Origin of the sequence: Paenibacillus sp. FSL L8-0158 (genome assembly GCF_038592965.1) — a bacterium.
Classification (GTDB): Bacteria; Bacillota; Bacilli; order Paenibacillales; family Paenibacillaceae; genus Paenibacillus; species Paenibacillus polymyxa_D.
Genome location: NZ_CP151949.1, coordinates 1,530,296 through 1,547,154 on the forward strand (window position 1 = coordinate 1,530,296; position 16,859 = coordinate 1,547,154).

19 protein-coding genes and 1 pseudogene are annotated in these 16,859 nt (G+C 44.7%); 17 read left to right on the plus strand and 3 right to left on the minus strand.

Translation table 11 applies throughout. The features are described 5' to 3' along the window. Window positions 1-332 precede the first annotated feature (332 nt). Window positions 333-608, minus strand: coding sequence for a hypothetical protein (locus NSQ68_RS06900; RefSeq protein WP_342428386.1), 276 nt, complete (start codon window positions 606-608; stop codon window positions 333-335). A 143-nt stretch (window positions 609-751) separates the two neighbouring features. On the opposite strand from NSQ68_RS06900, the gene NSQ68_RS06905 reads away from it, so the two are divergent. Beyond that, window positions 752-940 (plus strand): Arc family DNA-binding protein, encoded by a 189-nt coding sequence (locus tag NSQ68_RS06905; RefSeq protein ID WP_342428387.1) that lies wholly within the window; start codon window positions 752-754, stop codon window positions 938-940. Window positions 941-1,135: 195 nt separating this feature from the next. Next, on the plus strand, window positions 1,136-1,534 hold the full coding sequence (locus tag NSQ68_RS06910) for a hypothetical protein (RefSeq protein WP_342428388.1): 399 nt from the start codon (window positions 1,136-1,138) through the stop codon (window positions 1,532-1,534). A 336-nt stretch (window positions 1,535-1,870) separates the two neighbouring features. Here NSQ68_RS06910 and NSQ68_RS06915 read toward each other — a convergent pair whose 3' ends face one another. Together NSQ68_RS06915 and NSQ68_RS06920 are read right to left on the minus strand one after the other, a co-directional pair. After that, a complete protein-coding gene (locus NSQ68_RS06915) occupies window positions 1,871-2,476 on the minus strand; it encodes a DedA family protein (protein WP_342428389.1) in 606 nt (201 codons plus the stop codon). A gap of 15 nt (window positions 2,477-2,491) precedes the next feature. After that, a complete protein-coding gene (locus tag NSQ68_RS06920) occupies window positions 2,492-3,067 on the minus strand; it encodes a phospholipid methyltransferase (RefSeq protein ID WP_342428390.1) in 576 nt (191 codons plus the stop codon). A 635-nt stretch (window positions 3,068-3,702) separates the two neighbouring features. Here NSQ68_RS06920 and NSQ68_RS06925 point away from each other — a divergent pair. The 15 genes and pseudogenes from NSQ68_RS06925 (at window position 3,703) to dhbC (ending at window position 16,857) form a co-directional block, all read left to right on the plus strand. Further along, entirely contained in the window at window positions 3,703-4,131 is a 429-nt protein-coding gene (locus NSQ68_RS06925; protein ID WP_342428391.1) for a GNAT family N-acetyltransferase, read from the plus strand. A gap of 11 nt (window positions 4,132-4,142) precedes the next feature. Further along, window positions 4,143-4,604 (plus strand): hypothetical protein, encoded by a 462-nt coding sequence (locus NSQ68_RS06930; protein ID WP_342428392.1) that lies wholly within the window; start codon window positions 4,143-4,145, stop codon window positions 4,602-4,604. 94 nt (window positions 4,605-4,698) lie between these two features. Continuing rightward, window positions 4,699-5,079, plus strand: a pseudogene (locus NSQ68_RS06935) (aldo/keto reductase); the annotation flags it as partial. A gap of 267 nt (window positions 5,080-5,346) precedes the next feature. After that, the gene (locus tag NSQ68_RS06940; protein ID WP_165176227.1) at window positions 5,347-5,838 is read left to right on the plus strand and encodes an 8-oxo-dGTP diphosphatase; all 492 of its coding nucleotides are present in this window, start codon (window positions 5,347-5,349) and stop codon (window positions 5,836-5,838) included. A gap of 3 nt (window positions 5,839-5,841) precedes the next feature. After that, complete coding sequence (locus NSQ68_RS06945) at window positions 5,842-6,840, plus strand: aminoglycoside phosphotransferase family protein (RefSeq protein WP_342428393.1); 999 nt, start codon at window positions 5,842-5,844, stop codon at window positions 6,838-6,840. A 47-nt stretch (window positions 6,841-6,887) separates the two neighbouring features. After that, on the plus strand, window positions 6,888-7,409 hold the full coding sequence (locus tag NSQ68_RS06950) for a GNAT family N-acetyltransferase (protein ID WP_307348777.1): 522 nt from the start codon (window positions 6,888-6,890) through the stop codon (window positions 7,407-7,409). A gap of 28 nt (window positions 7,410-7,437) precedes the next feature. Then, on the plus strand, window positions 7,438-7,887 hold the full coding sequence (locus tag NSQ68_RS06955) for a hypothetical protein (protein ID WP_342428394.1): 450 nt from the start codon (window positions 7,438-7,440) through the stop codon (window positions 7,885-7,887). A 300-nt stretch (window positions 7,888-8,187) separates the two neighbouring features. After that, on the plus strand, window positions 8,188-9,222 hold the full coding sequence (locus NSQ68_RS06960; RefSeq protein WP_307348795.1) for an NAD(P)/FAD-dependent oxidoreductase: 1,035 nt from the start codon (window positions 8,188-8,190) through the stop codon (window positions 9,220-9,222). A 404-nt stretch (window positions 9,223-9,626) separates the two neighbouring features. Continuing rightward, the gene (locus NSQ68_RS06965; protein ID WP_342428395.1) at window positions 9,627-10,310 is read left to right on the plus strand and encodes an HD domain-containing protein; all 684 of its coding nucleotides are present in this window, start codon (window positions 9,627-9,629) and stop codon (window positions 10,308-10,310) included. A gap of 177 nt (window positions 10,311-10,487) precedes the next feature. Beyond that, window positions 10,488-11,468 (plus strand): ABC transporter substrate-binding protein, encoded by a 981-nt coding sequence (locus NSQ68_RS06970; RefSeq protein ID WP_342428396.1) that lies wholly within the window; start codon window positions 10,488-10,490, stop codon window positions 11,466-11,468. Between the two features lie 10 nt (window positions 11,469-11,478). Further along, complete coding sequence (locus NSQ68_RS06975; RefSeq protein WP_342428397.1) at window positions 11,479-12,486, plus strand: iron ABC transporter permease; 1,008 nt, start codon at window positions 11,479-11,481, stop codon at window positions 12,484-12,486. Continuing rightward, window positions 12,479-13,501, plus strand: a complete 1,023-nt coding sequence (locus NSQ68_RS06980) for an iron ABC transporter permease (RefSeq protein ID WP_342428398.1) — start codon at window positions 12,479-12,481, stop codon at window positions 13,499-13,501. Before NSQ68_RS06975 ends, NSQ68_RS06980 begins: the two co-directional genes overlap by 8 nt. Window positions 13,502-13,619: 118 nt before the next feature. Next, window positions 13,620-14,390, plus strand: a complete 771-nt coding sequence (locus NSQ68_RS06985) for an alpha/beta hydrolase-fold protein (protein WP_342429087.1) — start codon at window positions 13,620-13,622, stop codon at window positions 14,388-14,390. A 317-nt stretch (window positions 14,391-14,707) separates the two neighbouring features. Next, a complete protein-coding gene (locus NSQ68_RS06990) occupies window positions 14,708-15,493 on the plus strand; it encodes a 2,3-dihydro-2,3-dihydroxybenzoate dehydrogenase (protein WP_342428399.1) in 786 nt (261 codons plus the stop codon). 77 nt (window positions 15,494-15,570) lie between these two features. Further along, a complete protein-coding gene (dhbC, locus tag NSQ68_RS06995; RefSeq protein WP_342428400.1) occupies window positions 15,571-16,857 on the plus strand; it encodes an isochorismate synthase DhbC in 1,287 nt (428 codons plus the stop codon). The last annotated feature ends 2 nt before the right edge of the window (window positions 16,858-16,859 follow it).

Below are 16,859 nucleotides of genomic sequence, written 5' to 3' on the forward strand. Positions count from 1 at the left end.
CCTGAACTAAAAAGTTACTTGTCGTGCCACTACGCAGTCGGATGGTGCTTCCCATCGCCATCGCCCCCGTATTTTTTGAATTAGGCTTTGTTTAAGGTAAAAATCCGGGGAGGTGATGCTTCCGAAGTAAGCTTTCCTAAGGAAAGCTTTTAAAGCGACCGCTTGTACAGCACCATTCCGCTTACTCCGTTTTTGTGTTTCGTTTTTTCGAGTTCAACTTATTAGCCGAATTGACAATTTTGACGCAAGTAGAGTGCGTAGTTTTGGTCAAGATTATTGTTTGAGTTGAATTCTTCTAACAAGGTTAGAAGTTTGTCTTTGGAATGGAAATATTAATCGGATAATATTTGGTTTAAACAAACGCCATCTTTTAAGCCTTGTTCATACATAATAGATTCAACGATGCCTTGGAGTAGAGTAGTATTGGTATCATAATCGTAAAGAGTTTGTATGTATTCCTTTGGCAAGCAATCATGTAAAATAGAAAAGAGTTGATTACAGTCTTTCATTAAGTTTTTGTATTCTGGAGAATTAGCCAGCATCGACCTAGCTACATGTTCCATGCGAATAGAAACGAATTGATTAAGGGCTTCTTGTATAGCTTTCATTTATCTTCCTCCATTATGGTGACATCAAAGTGAGATCATAATCTTATTTTAAGGTGACATCACTTTGATGTCAATAGGGTGCGTAAATGGGTTATTTCACAATGCTATAATAATGACATCACTATTGTGAGGAGTTTTAGACAATGACAACGAATAAAAAAGCATTTACTTTGCGATTAAAACCAGAAAACTTTGAGAAGATCAAATATATAGCTGATAAGAACAAACGATCAATTGCTAAACAGATTGAATATGTACTTGAACAGCATATTGAAGAGTTTGAAGAAAAAGAAGCAAAAGATAAGAAAGGTGACTCTATTACAAAAGAATAACTTAGGGTTATAGTTTTTGTGGAAAAGAATAAAAGATGTATAAGGGGGAAAAGGCATGAACGCTATATTAATTAATTCACGCCAAATTCCCTTTTTTACGGATCTAAAGCTGGTTTTCGAATCCATAAGTAATATCCAAACGGAATATAATGGCTACTTACTGGGTTAGAACTGAATTGGATACCGGACGATATTTTGGAGTATGTTGAGCAGAATCTGGCTTTTGAAGAAAACGGGTATGGAAACACGAAGTTATGGATGACTGGGGAACAACTGACACGTCTTGTACATAGATATGAGATTCAATTTATTTGGGGAATGCTTATGGGATTTGAAAAATCTGAGGCTGTAGATGTTGGTGCATTAGCTAAGCAGTCCTATTCAAATGCCTATGAGGGCTGGTGGCAACTGGAATCGACAATGCAACATCCCAAAGCGAAAATTGAAATTATTTGCTGGGATTCAACCTTAACTTTATTTCTCAGTAAGGATCAAACCGTAGCCCAGAGCTTTAAGGCTTATTTTAAAGACGCAAGAGATTTGGATGAGTATAATTTTGAGGCTAGTAACCGAGTTAAGAAAAGAAGAGAATAATGAGATTTTTACAAACTGCAGTTAGGCAATCGGCCATTTAGAGTTGATCCTATAGCTCTGTCATGTGAGAAATAAAGTCTATATAAGCTGAACTGAAAAAATGTACATGGAAAACGGAGTAGACGGAATGGTGCTGTACAAGCGAAGCGGTCGCTTTAAAGGCTTTCCTTAGGAAAGCTCGCTTCGGAAGCATCACCTCCCCGGATTTCTACCGATGAAGACTTTATTTCAGAAATCCGGTGGCGGTGGGAAGCACCATCCGTCTGCGTAGTGGCACTAAGGTAACTTTTAAATTCACATCTATAACGAACATGCCGAATGTGTTTTTACCTCAGATTAATCCTCCGTCGTTCTCTTCCCCCACACCAATTTCATTATAAAAAATATAATGGTCAGCATGATGACAAGCAATACTATCTGCAAGCCATAACGATGGATCAGTTCTCCTGCTGCTTGTACATGATCGCCAAAGATACGTCCGAGCAAAAAGAAGATTAGTGTCCAGATCAAGCCTGTTGAATAAGAGAAGAGGGCATAGCGCTTGAAGCTCATTTTATTGATTCCGACAATATAAGGGATAATGTGACGAACGATCGGCAGCAAATAACTGATGCAAATAGTGAAGTTTCCATACTTATGTACTAATTTTTCTGAAAACGTAATGTACTTGTCCATTTTTTTCTTCCGGCGCAAACGTTCTAGAATCGGTGTACCTACGGTTCTCCCCAATACATAACCTAAGGACAAGCCTGATATAACCCCAAGATATACAATTAAAAAAGCGGGTAACGGGTGAAGTATGCCCATGCTTGTTACAGCCCCGCCAGTCATCACAATGACTTCGTCCGGGATAGGCAGACCCACAATTCCGAGCCATAGAGAAAAGAATAATGCTGCATAGCCGTATTGTTCGATGATGGAAATTAAATATTCCACGTCCATACGCATCCTCCTTTCTTAAGCTTTCTTTCGGCATACATACACGAATGCGGGTGGAACGTTCATGGGCACAAACTTGATTTCTTCAATATCAAACCATTCACCTAGTTGTTGTTTCATCTGTTTAGAGTATTGAAAGGCGACAAACATTCCTCCATCCTTGAGTGATAGATGAATTTGTTCTATGATTTGATCTCGCATCGTTTGTGGAAAATTGAAAAATGGTAGCCCGCTGATTACGCAGTCAAGCTGTTCTATTTGGGCATTTTTCATAGCAAGCTGAAGCTCACGCGAGTCGGAATAGCACAGATAATGGGGGAATCTTTTTTTTAAACGCTGCTGCATGGTCTGGTCCTTTTCAAAGAGTAGAACCTTTGGTTGAAGTTTATCAGCAGACGGGATGTATTGAGTAATTGCCCCCGTGCCAGCACCAAGCTCGGCAACAGCATGAACTTCACTCCATGGAATGGATTCTATCATATTTTTAGCTAAAAATCTGGAACTTGGTGTTACACTACCCACATATGCAGGCGAGTACAAAAATTTGAATAGAAACATAAGTCTCTCGTGAACCAAATGGCTAATACGGATCATACATCTTTCCCCTACTTTCAATTTTTAAAATGCGTTCATTTATTCTTTGCTAAGAGTAACAAATTATCCCTTTACTTACTCCTGTCTCGAGTAGGGTTGATTCCCCCGTCCTGCGGAGGGGATTTTCCTTGACTATGGTCTAGGAAATAATAATAGAGTTACCATTCAGCATACCCTCAGGTTGCATTCAGATTTGCTACCGATGAAAGGTAGGTGGGCAGCCAAAAACATTAAGTACACTGAGAGGGGATCTATTTTGTCACTATCCATTAACAGACATCTTATCACGACTTCCTATGATCATTCGAATACGGTGAAGTCACATGAGAATGGGTTAAATAACACGGGTTATACGCAGCGATATTACAGGGGGTGGGAAATCACTGGATATTTCAATTTAATCATCCCATCTCTTCTCCTGTATGACAGACGATGGATATAAAGGATAGCAGGCCCTCCGTTTCATCGGGGTCTGCTTTTTGCGTTTACATCGGTTCAAAATGAATCATGTGACTAAACATCAAAAAGTATATACAATAAATAACAGTAGGAAGATGAAAGTATTTTAATCATATTATTTTATAGATTGAAATCAGTAAGTGCTAGTTTTCATTTTAAATTGGAGGATTTATGCCATGACACTGGAACCTCAAATGAGTCGAAGTAGTAGGGATGAAGCGCGTTTAGTCAGAAACAAGTTGATTGAGTTTAATGCGAAACACGTCCCAGCAGATATTCGAACCCAATACGAAGAGATTAATCTTACGCTTAAAAATGAAGACGGTCAGATGATAGGCGGTCTCCTAAGTGTACTATGTTGGAACTGGGTGGAGGTTGATATTTTGTGGGTAGATCAGAGCTACAGAGGAAAGGGCTACGGTTCACAACTGCTTGGTGAAATTGAACAAATTGCTAAAGATAAAGGGTGTAATTTTATACAACTTAATACCTTTACTTTCCAAGCGCCCGAATTCTATGAAAAGCAGGGATATGAAGTCGTTGGTGTCATTGACGATGCTCCGAGAGGCTTTAAACACTATTATTATAAGAAAAGTATCCACTGAGGACTCTATATATGCGCGTACAGATCAAGGAAATAAATAAAGATCAGCATATCATCATTCGTAGTATTGGCAAGGAAAAAGTATACGGCTACTGGACATATTTTTGGCATGAACTGACCTCCGGATATGCATATGTTATCCCCTATGAACAAAGCTTGGATAAGGTGATTCCCGGTTGTGTAATGTCGGTCGAGACTTCTCAATCGAGTATAGAAGGGTTCAGAAGGCTGAAGTCTACTGAAGAGACAGGGATTTTTCGACCTCAACCAAAGCTAGGAGACTATTGGATTCAAGGAACGATACATCAAGCGCTGAACAACGAAGCAGGCGAGATAGAATGTCTAGAGATTGTAGTAGGAGACACTACGTTTATTTTGAATTCTGAAGAAATGAATGGTGATGTCAACGTTAAAGCGGGCGACGGTGTCGCCTTTGAAATCATAGGCCTACAGTTGTTTGACGAGGGACTGTGATCGTTCTATAGCGATTGATTCGAAAAGAGGTAACACATGTCTAATGATAATAGTAAATCCAAAACGTTGGGTGCTTTTCTGAAATCACGTCGAAATCGGCTTCGTACCCTACAGTCCACTGGGTCGAGGTTTCCTCACGGGACAGATCAAAAAATTTGACGATCTGCCAGAGGATGATTACCGCCGTCAATTCCCTCGCTTCCAAGGCGAGAATTTCACCAAAAATCTAGAGGTTGTCCTCCTGATCGAAAAACTGGCTGCCCAAAAAGGCTGTACTTCTGCTCAGTTGGGGCTGGCATGGCTGCTGGCGCAAGGCGACCATATCGTCCCGATTCCAGGAACGAAGAGATTGGAAAGAGTGCGTGAAAATCTTGGTGCCCTACAGGTCTCTTTGTCGGAAGCAGAGCTTCAAGAAATCGAGCGTATTTCGCCCAAAGGTTTCGCAGCAGGTTCTCGTTATCCGGGGCGTGTCTAGAAAACGGAGTATTGGCATGATGATTTAAGTTTAGGATAAGACCGTTCCTTTCCGGAGTCGCTTGGTAGTACCAACGGCTCTGCAGAAAGGCGGTCTTTTTTTACTACTTTTGACCGACTTAGGCGTGAGTTCTCAAGTCTAGTCTATGGCTAGAGTTATTGCGCTCTACAAAATAACGAGTTAAAGTATGGGAAATGCCATATTTAACCACAGTTTGTCGGTGTGAAAGTAAAGCTAGATTATAGTGAATCGTGAATAAAGAAAGGTATGATCGGATTGACAACAGAAGTGACACACAAAATATATACCATGTGTATGATTCAGGACGGAAGTAAGGTATTACTTATGAATAGACCCAATCGAAAGGGGTTTCCGGGTTATATTGCTCCAGGAGGAAAAGTAGAGTTTCCAGAAAGCATTGTGAATGGGGCCATTCGTGAAGTAAAGGAAGAAACAGGCTTAACCGTTACGGAAATTGTATTTAAAGGAATCGACGAATATTGTGACCCAAATCAAGGGCTGAGATATATGGTCTTTAATTATTTGGCTACAGCCACTGAAGGCGAACTATTAAAAAATCCCCCCGAGGGGGAACTGCTGTGGGTGGATATGAAGGAAGCGCTAAATCTGCCAATGCAGGATTGGTTTAAGCGGAGATTTCCATTGTTTTTTGAGCCGGGAACGTTTGAGGTTAGTTTCGTTTGGCTGGCGGATACAGATGAAACTCTGGAAGCAACGATTAAGAGCTATGGTGTATAGGAGATGACGACGACCATTTATTTTTCGTCTAATCGACTAGGCGAGGTAACAATTGATCAAGTGCAAAGGATGCTGAATCGTTTTGATTTGGGACGTTTGCTGTCTTATGAAAAAACGGCAGAAGGTGTCCTAGGGCAAACTCTCTATGTTTCCTCAACGGCTGGGCAGTTTGTGCTGAAGGGGAATCCGCTTTTTCCAGGGCAATGGGTAGAAGAAAAATTTATGGTGGAGCAAATACAAGCGCGGACTCGAATTCCCGTGCCAACACCGTATCTTGTGGATCATACAGAGGACATTTTTGGCTGGAGCTATGCAGTTATGCCCCGTCTATACGGTCATCATATACATACACCTGAGTTGCAAGCAAAGCTGACCTCGCTGGATAAACAGCAAATGGTTGAAATGCTTGCTACTGTTTTGTTAGAGCTTCATAGATGGAAGGTTAAGAACAGTGGAGAGCTGGATACAACAACTCTAGCCATTCGTCCTTTTGAAGTCTCTTATCGAGTATGGTTGTATGGACGAATTCGCTACTGGCTAGAGGATGCCAAAAAATACTCGAACATTTCTGTACAGGATATGGAATGGGTAGAGGAAATATTGGAAGGCTCCCGTCAAGCATTCGATCAGCTGGAAGCTGTCACCTTTGTGATGGGGGATTTTAAACCGCAAAATTTCCTTGTGCAGAATGGGAATAAGGGCTGGGGAGTCAGTGGTCTTTTTGATTTTACGACAGCCTATTTTGGGGATGGGGTTGCAGATCTTCCGAAAATAACGACAATGTATCTGGAGAACGACGAAGAAGAGTTGGCAAAAGGTTTTCTTACTGCTTATGCACAAGGGATGGAAGCTAAAGAAGGATTTACTGAGCGTTTCCGGGTGCATATGCTGCATCAGCAGGTTCTAAACTGGGGATGTGCCAAAGCGATGAAGCAAGTCACTTGGGATGAAAAGCTCTCTTTTGCAGATTGGGCGCAAAAATTCATGGATATTGAGGTATAAAGCAATAGCAGATGAATGGAACGTTTAAAGAGGAGGTAGTGAGTGGGATGCAGACCGTCAGATTGGTAAAGCCGGATCAGGACTGGAAGGAAGCTTATCTTTCATTTTATGAGGAATGGAAACAGAGCCAGGAGCATATGGTGCCTTGGGTGATCTCTGTAGAGCCGTACGATTTTGAAGGTATGCTGACGTTTTTAAGTAATCAGGAAAATGGAATGAATCTGTCTGAAGGCTGGGTCAAAAGCTCCACATACTGGCTTGTGAATGCGAATGAACTGGTTGTGGGAGCGGTGAATATCAGACATGACCTTAACGAACACCTAATGAATGCCGGAGGTCATATTGGTTACGGTATCCGTCCTTCTGCACGAGGGAACAGGTACGCAGTTACAATGCTGGCCTTGGCGTTAGAAAAAGCAAAAGAGCTGGGGATTTCCCGAGCCCTGGTCGTATGCGACTCCGATAATATTGCCTCCAGAAAAACAATCATACAAAACGGCGGAACGCCGGACAAGGATTACATAGAGGAAAACGGAAACCGTGTAAACCGGTTTTGGATCGAACTGTGAGTGAGAAAGAGGGGAACGCGAGAAGCTCATGAAAATATGGCCTGAATATGCACAAAACATCATTGTTGGTGTTATTTTTGAAGGAAAATGGAATTGGTATGTGACGGAAAGAGAGTATTGGTTTTTGAATACCGAGATGGAGGAACGGTTTGGTATTTCTATTTTGGATGAAACCACAGCGGGAGCATTTTTGGATCATATCTGTGAATATAAGGTGGCCACAAGGGAACTAACTTCAATGCTCCAGTTGCTGGATGATGCTATTCAGCATCAGGATGAAGTGTTGGAGTTCTATCCTGCTCTGTATGTTAACTTTGATGAGAAAGTTCTCTATTCGCTATTTCCTGAGCCAGCTTCGTTTGAACACTATGTCCCAGTGGGGTGGAAAGGAGAATATCAAAACTTTTTGAACGAGGTACCTTCATCTGAACAGTATTGGATTATAAGTGGAAACCATTTTTTTGAACAATTCACCTGAAAGGAGCAGGGGAAATATGATGAATTCTTCCATGCATGAATTTAAAATGATATCCAAGCACAGAATGTACGATCAATATTTGGTAAAGCTACGGGCATGCATTTGCATGCGATAGTGCAGCAATCTTTGCATAACCTACGAGAATAACGGAAGTAGCAGCTATATTTACCCATAAAATGTAGTTCTAAGGTCATGAAAAACTCTCTAATCGTCATGTTTTTATTTCTTAATTGATATTGATAATTATTATCACTTATAATAGGAGCAGACATATTACGCTATGATAGGGAGAGTTGCAGAGTGACAGTGTCCTTGGAATTATATGATGTAACGATCATCGGCGGTGGTCCTGCCGGTATGTATACCGCATTTTACAGTGGAATGAGAGATATGAAGACCAAGCTGATCGAAGCCAAGCATGAGCTGGGCGGACGGATGCGCATATACCCAGAGAAGATGATATGGGATGTCGGGGGGGTTACCCCGGTTTTATGTGAAAAGCTGATTGATCAGCTGGAGCAGCAGGCGCGGACGTTCGAGCCTACCATTGTGCTGGGACAGCAGATCACTGGTTTGGATCGGCAAGAGGATGGCACGTTCCTGCTAACTTCTGCCACAGGGGAACAGCATTGGACACGCACAATAGTACTGGCAGTAGGCTATGGTATTCTCAAAATGGCTAAGCTGGAGATTGAGGGCGCGGACCGCTATGAGGTTACGAACCTGCATTATACTGTACAAGAGCTGGAGCCATTCCGGGACAAGCACGTTCTGATTTCCGGTGGAGGCGACTCGGCAGTGGATTGGGCGAATGAGCTGGAGTCTATTGCGGCGAGTGTGACCGTCGTGCATCGTCGGGATCACTTTGGCGGACATGAGAAAAATGTAGCTCGTATGAAGTCATCTTCGGTCCGTGTTCTCACACCATACGCGGTGAGTCAGCTACATAGTAACAATGGAGAGACGATTGAACAGGTGACGATCAGTCATATAGATACGGACGAAATACAGGTGTTAAATGTCGATGCAGTCATCGTAAATCATGGACTAAAGTCCGATTTCGGCCCGCTTCGCGATTGGGGACTGGATATGGGGGAGTGGCATGCCCGAGTGAGCGAAAAGCTGGAAACGAACCTGCCGGGGATTTTCGCAGCAGGCGATTTTGTCGAGTACGGAAGCAAGCTGTATCTAATTGCCGGTACATTCACAGATGCGGCCCTTGCATTGAACAGCGCCAAGCTGTACATTGATCCAGCAGCTGACAAAGCGGCATATGTATCTTCTCATAACAGCCGGTTCAAGGAAAAAAACCGCGAGCTTGGTGTGGTGGAGTAAGATAAGAAATATAAGTTATATAGGATTAGAGATAGGGTAGGGAAAATGTAAAAGAACTTCCGCGACTACGATTGATGTGGTTTTGGAGGTTCTTTTTTTGTCAGGTTACTGGCTTCTCGCTCTAAAGGTTGGATAGCATACACCATATAGAATAAAATGATGATAGCCTGCCCTTTTCGGTCCTATCATAGTAGATTTTGAGTAGAGAAGATAAGGAGCGTGAAAAATGAGCTTACAAGAGGTACTTGAACGGCTAGCCATTCATCTGCCAGACGACACGGTGGAAGCTGAAAGCTGGCAGCCTGTAAGGCACTTTCAATGATTCGCAGTAATTAAATGGACAAGCATTAAAAAAATCAAACGAACCTACCATAGAAAGTATGGACGGGATTGAAAGGTGACATATGAAGAGACGAACGGAGCAACAGGAAGCGATTTGTGCAGATATTATACAAAAGGCGGAGCCCTTTGTACAGCAACAGTTGGAGCATGATCATAGTGGCCACGATTGGTGGCATATAGACCGGGTGAGAAAGCTGTCCCTTAAAATTGCTGCTAAAGAGGGCGCAGATTCGTTTATTTGTGAACTGGCAGCACTGCTGCATGATGTAGCGGATGAAAAATTAAATGATTCCAAACAAGCCGGGCTGGATAAAGTAGAGCAGTGGCTGCTTCTGCATGTAAATGATCTGGAGGTAATCGCGCACGTGATGACCATTATAGCTACGATGTCCTACAATGGTGGACAAAACCCGCCTATGGAGACGCTGGAAGGTCAAGTTGTGCAGGATGCGGATCGGTTGGATGCTCTCGGAGCAATTGGGATTGCAAGAACCTTTATGTATGCAGGCTCAAAAGGCAGTATGATGCATCACCCGGATAAAGATTTTTCACAGCATGAGTATCGTGCCGCAGGTAAAAGTGCCATATACCATTTTTACGAAAAGCTGCTCAAGCTTAAGGATTTAATGAATACCGCTTATGCCCGAGAGCTGGCGGAGGTTCGGCATCAATGGATGGAGATGTACCTGGAGCAGTTCTATAGAGAATGGAATGTGGATGATGTTCAGCAGAGAGAGGAAGGCTGATGCTTCTTAGATACAGTGATTCCAAGGAAAAAAGCTCGCCTTTTTAATAAATATTAGAAAAAATATTAGAAAAAATATTGCAATACACTGGTTTCTCTCCTACTATTGATAATAGTTATCATTGATAATGATAACTATTATCTGTAATTCAAGTAGTAGAGGGGAGCCATTCAGGTTATGAAGAAGTTTGCAGTAGGGGTGTGTACTTTATTATCGGCAAGTTTGTTGTTGACAGCGTGTGGTGGAAAAGTGCAGGAGGTGGATAGCTCGGCTCAAGGGAATTCCAATGCATCGACACAGACGTCAGTTTCCGACGGAGAAAGTGCCAAGACGATTACATATCTAGATAAGACTTATAAGCTGACCAAGACGGATCATATTATTGTAGCAAGTCTGGAAGCGATGGAAGATGCGGCTGTCCTGGGAGTAAAGCCGACTGGGGCGGTTACTTCGGGAGGGAAATTCCCCGAATACATGGAAAAAGCGATGGAAGGAGCCGCAGATGTTGGTGACCGAATGCAGCCAAGTGCTGAAACGATCCTGAAACTGAAGGCAGATGTGATTCTTGGGAGCTCCAAATTTCGGCCTGCGGTGGCAGAACAGCTGGGTAAGGTCGCTACATTGATTCCAGTATCTCATATTTCAACGAACTGGGAAGCGAACCTGCTCATGTTGGGGCAACTTACGGGCAAAGAGGCGAAGGCGAAAGAGATACTGAACAAGTACAAGCAAGATGTTCAGGCGGCCCAACAGAAGCTCAAGCCATTATGGGAAAACAAAAAGGTGCTTATGGTACGGATTCGTACAGGTAATCTGTATGTATATCCTGCAGACGTATATTTCAATCCTTCGCTATATGTTGATCTGGGAGCTAAGGTACCGGAAGAGTTAAATACAGTAAAAGCACAAGAGGCAGTTTCTTTGGAGAAGTTGGCTGATATGAACCCTGATTATCTGTTCGTACAATTCTCGGAAGGTGAGAACAAGGATCAACCGCAGGCATTAGCGGATCTGGAGAAAAATCCGATTTGGAGCAGCATCAACGCCGTAAAGAATGGGAAAACCTTCGTCAACATCGTAGATCCCAATGCTCAAGGCGGTACTTCATGGAGCAAACTAGCCTTTTTGGAAGCGGTTATGAACCGACTTTCGCAGTAAAGGTAGGAACATGGGAAAAAAGTTAATCTCTCCTTACCTTATCATCTTCGTCTCTCCCTTGTTTATCGTGTTAACGTTACTGCTGTCTGTGATGTACGGAGCCAAGACGATAGAATGGGAGACGGTAATTGCTACCTTTTTTCATTTTGATGCTGGGAATGTGGATCATCAGGTCGTATTAAACTCTCGTCTGCCTAGAGCGGTCGGCTCTATATTGATTGGTGCTTTTCTTGCGATTTCAGGAGCCATTATGCAGGGAATGACCCGGAATTTCTTGGCTTCACCCTCAATTATGGGCGTGTCGGATGGAGCGGCATTTGTGATCACCTTAATGATGATCCTCGCGCCGAACTCCAGTTCAATGGGGTTGATCGGCAGTTCTTTTGTAGGATCGGCTCTTGGGGTAGCTATTGTATTCGGTTTAGCCTGGATGATTCCCGGGGGTCTTGCTCCGGTTCGTATGGCCATTTTGGGAACAATCATCGGCACGTTTTTAAGCAGCCTGTCGGCCGTTCTTTCCATTTATTTTAATGTATCGCAAAATGTAAGCTTCTGGTTTAACGCACGACTGCATCAGATGGATCCCGGGATGATCCAATTGGCAATTCCTTTTGCTCTTGTGGCAGTTGTGGGGGCGATGCTGCTGGCCAAGCCAATAACACTACTGTCGCTAGGCGACGACGTGGCCACAGGCCTGGGACAGCGGTCATTACCGGTCAAGCTGGGGGCGATGCTCTGTGTAGCATTGCTGACAGGTGTTTCTGTTGCGCTGGCAGGAAAAATTGCTTTTGTTGGCTTATTGATTCCGCACATCACCCGATATTTAATCGGAGTAGATTACCGTTGGGTCATTCCATGCTCTGGTTTGATCGGTGGCGTTTTTTTGGGTATGTCTGATGTGTTGAGCCGTTTTCTTAATTATCCGTTTGAAACGCCTATTGGTGTGGTTACCTCAGTCATTGGCATCCCTTTCTTTCTGTACTTAATACGTAGAAAAGGAGGGGGAGAGCATGCGTAAAATCAGTGCAAAACGCCTGTGGCTCGTACTTTTAAGCGTAGCTGCGCTCATTTTAGCAGCCTCCTATATTAGTCTGACCCATGGGGAGTTCGACATGACTCTGCAGGAAGTGGTTCAGACGTTGTTCCGTATTCATCCTACTCCGCAGTTGGATTTGGTGATTTTTGATTTTCGGCTACCTCGTATTGTGATTGCCGCCTTGGTCGGTCTGGGGCTGGGGGTTGCTGGGGCGGCGGTACAGGGAGTTACACGGAATGGCTTGGCCGATCCCGGCATTTTGGGTATTAATGCAGGGGCGGGGGCAGCCATCGTCATATTTATGTTCTTTTACCAAGGACAGATGGAAACGACAGGCTGGACTGCGGCGTTGGCTATGCCCTTTTTCGGCATGATTGGAGGTTTGATAGCTGCCCTGCTAATCTATTTGTTTGCATGGAAAGCAGGACGCCTGGATCCGCAGCGGTTGCTTCTCGTAGGTATCGCGATTGGCTCTGGCTTCGGTTCCTTAAGCTTATATCTATCGCTGAAAATGAAAGCCTCGGATTTCGAGATGGCGACAGTATGGATGTCGGGCAGTATTTGGAGTGCGGATTGGAAGCTGGTTGCCGCCGTAATTCCGTGGCTTGTCATTTTGATCCCTGTTATTTGGTTGAAATCGTATGTTCTGGATCTGTTTCAATTGCATGAACATACAGCTAAAAGTCTCGGTGTTGCGACCGAAAAGGAAAAGTCTATTCTTCTGCTGTCCAGCATTGGACTGGTGAGTGCCTGTGTGTCTGTTTCAGGAGGAATAGGCTTTGTAGGATTATTGTCCCCTCATATCGCCAGAAGACTGGTTGGCCTTCATCATCGTCTTGTGATTCCCGTATGCGGCATGGTGGGTATGGTGCTGGTACTGTTGTCTGATTTTGTTGCCAAAACGGTGGTTGCGCCTGCGGAAATTCCCGTTGGGCTGATTATTGCGGTGATCGGGGTCCCTTATTTTGTAGTCCTGCTCATGAAAAAAACGGCCTAATTGAATTGAAATTGAGGTTCTATTGGAGGTTATTCCCGTGAAAGACCTATTTACGCATGCTCATCGTTCCAGTGATGCACATGGAGCTGTGTACGTTCCTCGAAGCCAGCATCGAGTGATGTATTCACAGGCTGAAAACCGTGAGTATCATATTTATATTGCCATCCCTGCTGAGGAACCTCCTGTATCCGGATATCCAATTATTTATGTACTGGATGCCAATTCTGTTTTTGGAACCATGGTGGAAGCGGTGCGTGTTCAGGGCAGACGACCCGACAAAACGGGTGTTGTCCCAGCTATCATTGTAGGAATAGGCTACCCAACAGAGGCTCCGTTCCATCCTTCTCGATATTACGATCTTACACTACCAAGGACGGCAGTAGAGCTTCCTGTAAAACCAAATGGAGAAGCACCTATTGAAAGCGGGGGAGCCGAGCATTTCCTGTCATTTATTGAAGATGAGCTAAAGCCTGAAATGGAGCGTGATTTTCACATTGATCGCAGCCGACAAACGATCTTCGGTCATTCATTAGGGGGCCTGTTCGTATTACATACCCTGTTTACAAGACCCGGCTCTTTTCAGGTCTATGTGGCGGGAAGTCCCTCTATTCACTGGGGCGGGAGGGCCATTATGGAGGAAGAGAAACACTTTTTAGCCTCCACAGCTCAGGAACAACGGAACAAAAGGCTGTTGATTGCGGTGGGTGAGCTGGAAGCAGGACATTCAAGTGGTATGCAGGAAAAGGCCAGGGAGCTTGCCGAGCGTTTAACAAATGTGAATGATTCGGGCTTGCATGTAGAATTCCGTGAATTTGCAGATGAAGGCCATATATCCGTGTTGCCAGTACTGGTGAGCAGAGCCGTTCGTTTTGCTTCGGTTTGTCACTAAAACTATAAAAAGAACCAAAAAATGAAGATATCTAAAGGGATATAGAGTATAAAAAGGGATAAAATTCAAAAAAACCTCTCCGATGCTACCAGGAGAGGTTTTTTTGAATTAATAATTTTCTTAAATGTACAAATATGGACGAAAACAGACGATTTTCAACATTGACTGTAATTGATGGTTTAGTTATCATATTTTGTAACTCTTAATTGATAATGATTATCATTATTAGTTATTTAAATTCAAAATGAATGATGATTACAGCAGAAACTGGGCGTTAAACTGCTTCTTTTGATTTCGCTGGAAAGGGTGGAATGAACATGAGTGATGACGGAATACAGGGGAAGGTAGCTCTGGTTACAGGTGCTGCCCAAGGTATCGGTGCTGCTGTGGCGCGTTCTCTGGCCGAATTGGGAGCAATCATTGCCGCTGTAGACCGAAACGCAGAAGGTGTGAGCAGGCTGGTAGACGAGCTGGTGCGTGACGGCTATCGTGCAACGGCTTTTCCTGTCGATGTCAGCCATCGTGCGGCTGTCGACGAGATGGTCGAGCAGATTGAGCATCATCTCGGACCAGTTGGCATTTTGGTGAATGTTGCGGGTGTGCTACGAATTGGGCTAGTAGACACGCTCCGTGACAGTGACTGGACGGAAACCTTTGCTGTAAACACAAACGGTGTCTTTTACATATCCCGGGCTGTGGTGAAGCATATGATTCCCCGCAAATCGGGTTCGATTGTCACGGTGGGTTCCAATGCGGGAGCTGTACCTCGTATGTATATGGCAGCTTATGCAGCTTCAAAGGCCGCTTCGGCGATGTTTACTAAATGCTTGGGATTGGAGGTTGCCTGCCATCATATTCGCTGTAATGTGGTGTCCCCAGGTTCTACGGAGACAGAAATGCAGTGGTCCCTGTGGTCTGATGAAAGTGGGGCACAAGCAGCTATTGACGGATCGCCGAACGCTTACAAGGTCGGCATTCCACTGCGAAGGTTGGCTGATCCGGCAGATATCGCGGATGCTGTTGTTTTTCTTGTTTCGGACAAGTCACGTCATATAACGATGCATGATTTGCGCATTGATGGTGGAGCTACGTTAGGTGTCTGACTGGAATGCAGCGGTCTTGTATGGAAATAGGTGACGGCAATCGTGACAGAAAACAATGGAACAGGAGGCAATAACGTATGAAATCCAATACTGCGTTTGAGGTGCAAGCAACTCAGTTGCTAAAAGATTACAAGCCGGGATCTTCCTTCTTTTTTGCGTCACCCACCCGGACTTTACTGGCCCAAGGTATGTTGGGGGCATTGCCGCATGGGGAGGCAAGCGATACGGAGGGCGGATTGGCCGGGCGTGTAGCCACGTTGCTCGAGAGTGTGCGTCAGTCCCACGGTGGACATCCGATTGTGGTGGGAGCTATTCCCTTTGATGATTCACGGGTAGCACAGCTTCTGGTTCCGGCAGAGACTCGATGGGCGGGACCGCTTCATTCTCACTCTACAAACTGGCACTCCGAGAATCGGAAAGATGTCGATTCAGCGAATGCTGCCAGCCGTGTGAACCCGACGAAGCTTGGACAGGCACCGGACTACGGTATTCGTTCCGTGCCCGAACCGTCGGAGTTTGTACAGGGGGTGGAACAGGCCCTGAAATATATTGCGTCCGGGGAGCTGAGCAAAATCGTGCTGTCTAGAACGCTACAGCTAGATACTTCGGAACAAGTGGACATTCCCGGTTATTTGCATAATTTAGCCAGACATAATACCAAAGGCTATACCTTCGCTGTTGATTTACCCGCTTTGGAGGCGGAAGAAGCAGGCTCGGACGGGGCTGTTGCCGGTGAGGAACGGCGAACGCTGATTGGAGCCAGCCCCGAACTACTCGTTTCGCGAGAAGGACTGCATCTGACGGTTAATCCGCTGGCTGGCTCTACTCCTCGCAGTGATGATCCTGTTGAAGATAAGCTACGGGCTGCGGCATTGCTGGAATCAGTCAAGGATCGGTATGAGCACGCGGTAGTCGTTGAAGCGGTGGCCTTGGCACTCAGACCGCTATGTCGGAGACTGGATGTGCCGCAGGAGCCTTCGCTGATACAAACAGAGACGATGTGGCATCTTTCGACTGAAATTACGGGGGAATTGGCGGATTTGTCGGTTTCATCTCTGGCCGTTGCCCTGGCGCTGCATCCTACGCCAGCCGTATGCGGTTCGCCTACAGAGCAGGCCAAAAAGGTTATCCGAGATATCGAATCGTTTGATCGGGGCTTTTACACAGGGATTGTTGGATGGTGTGATGCAGCCGGAGATGGAGAATGGGTGATTACGATCCGTTGTGCAGAAGCTGCAAAGCATTCCTTGCGTTTGTTTGCAGGGGCAGGCATTGTGGCGGCTTCAAACCCGGAAGACGAGCTGGCGGAAACAGCAGCCAAGTTTGGAACCATGCTTCAGGCATTGGGACTGAAGCATGAATAAAG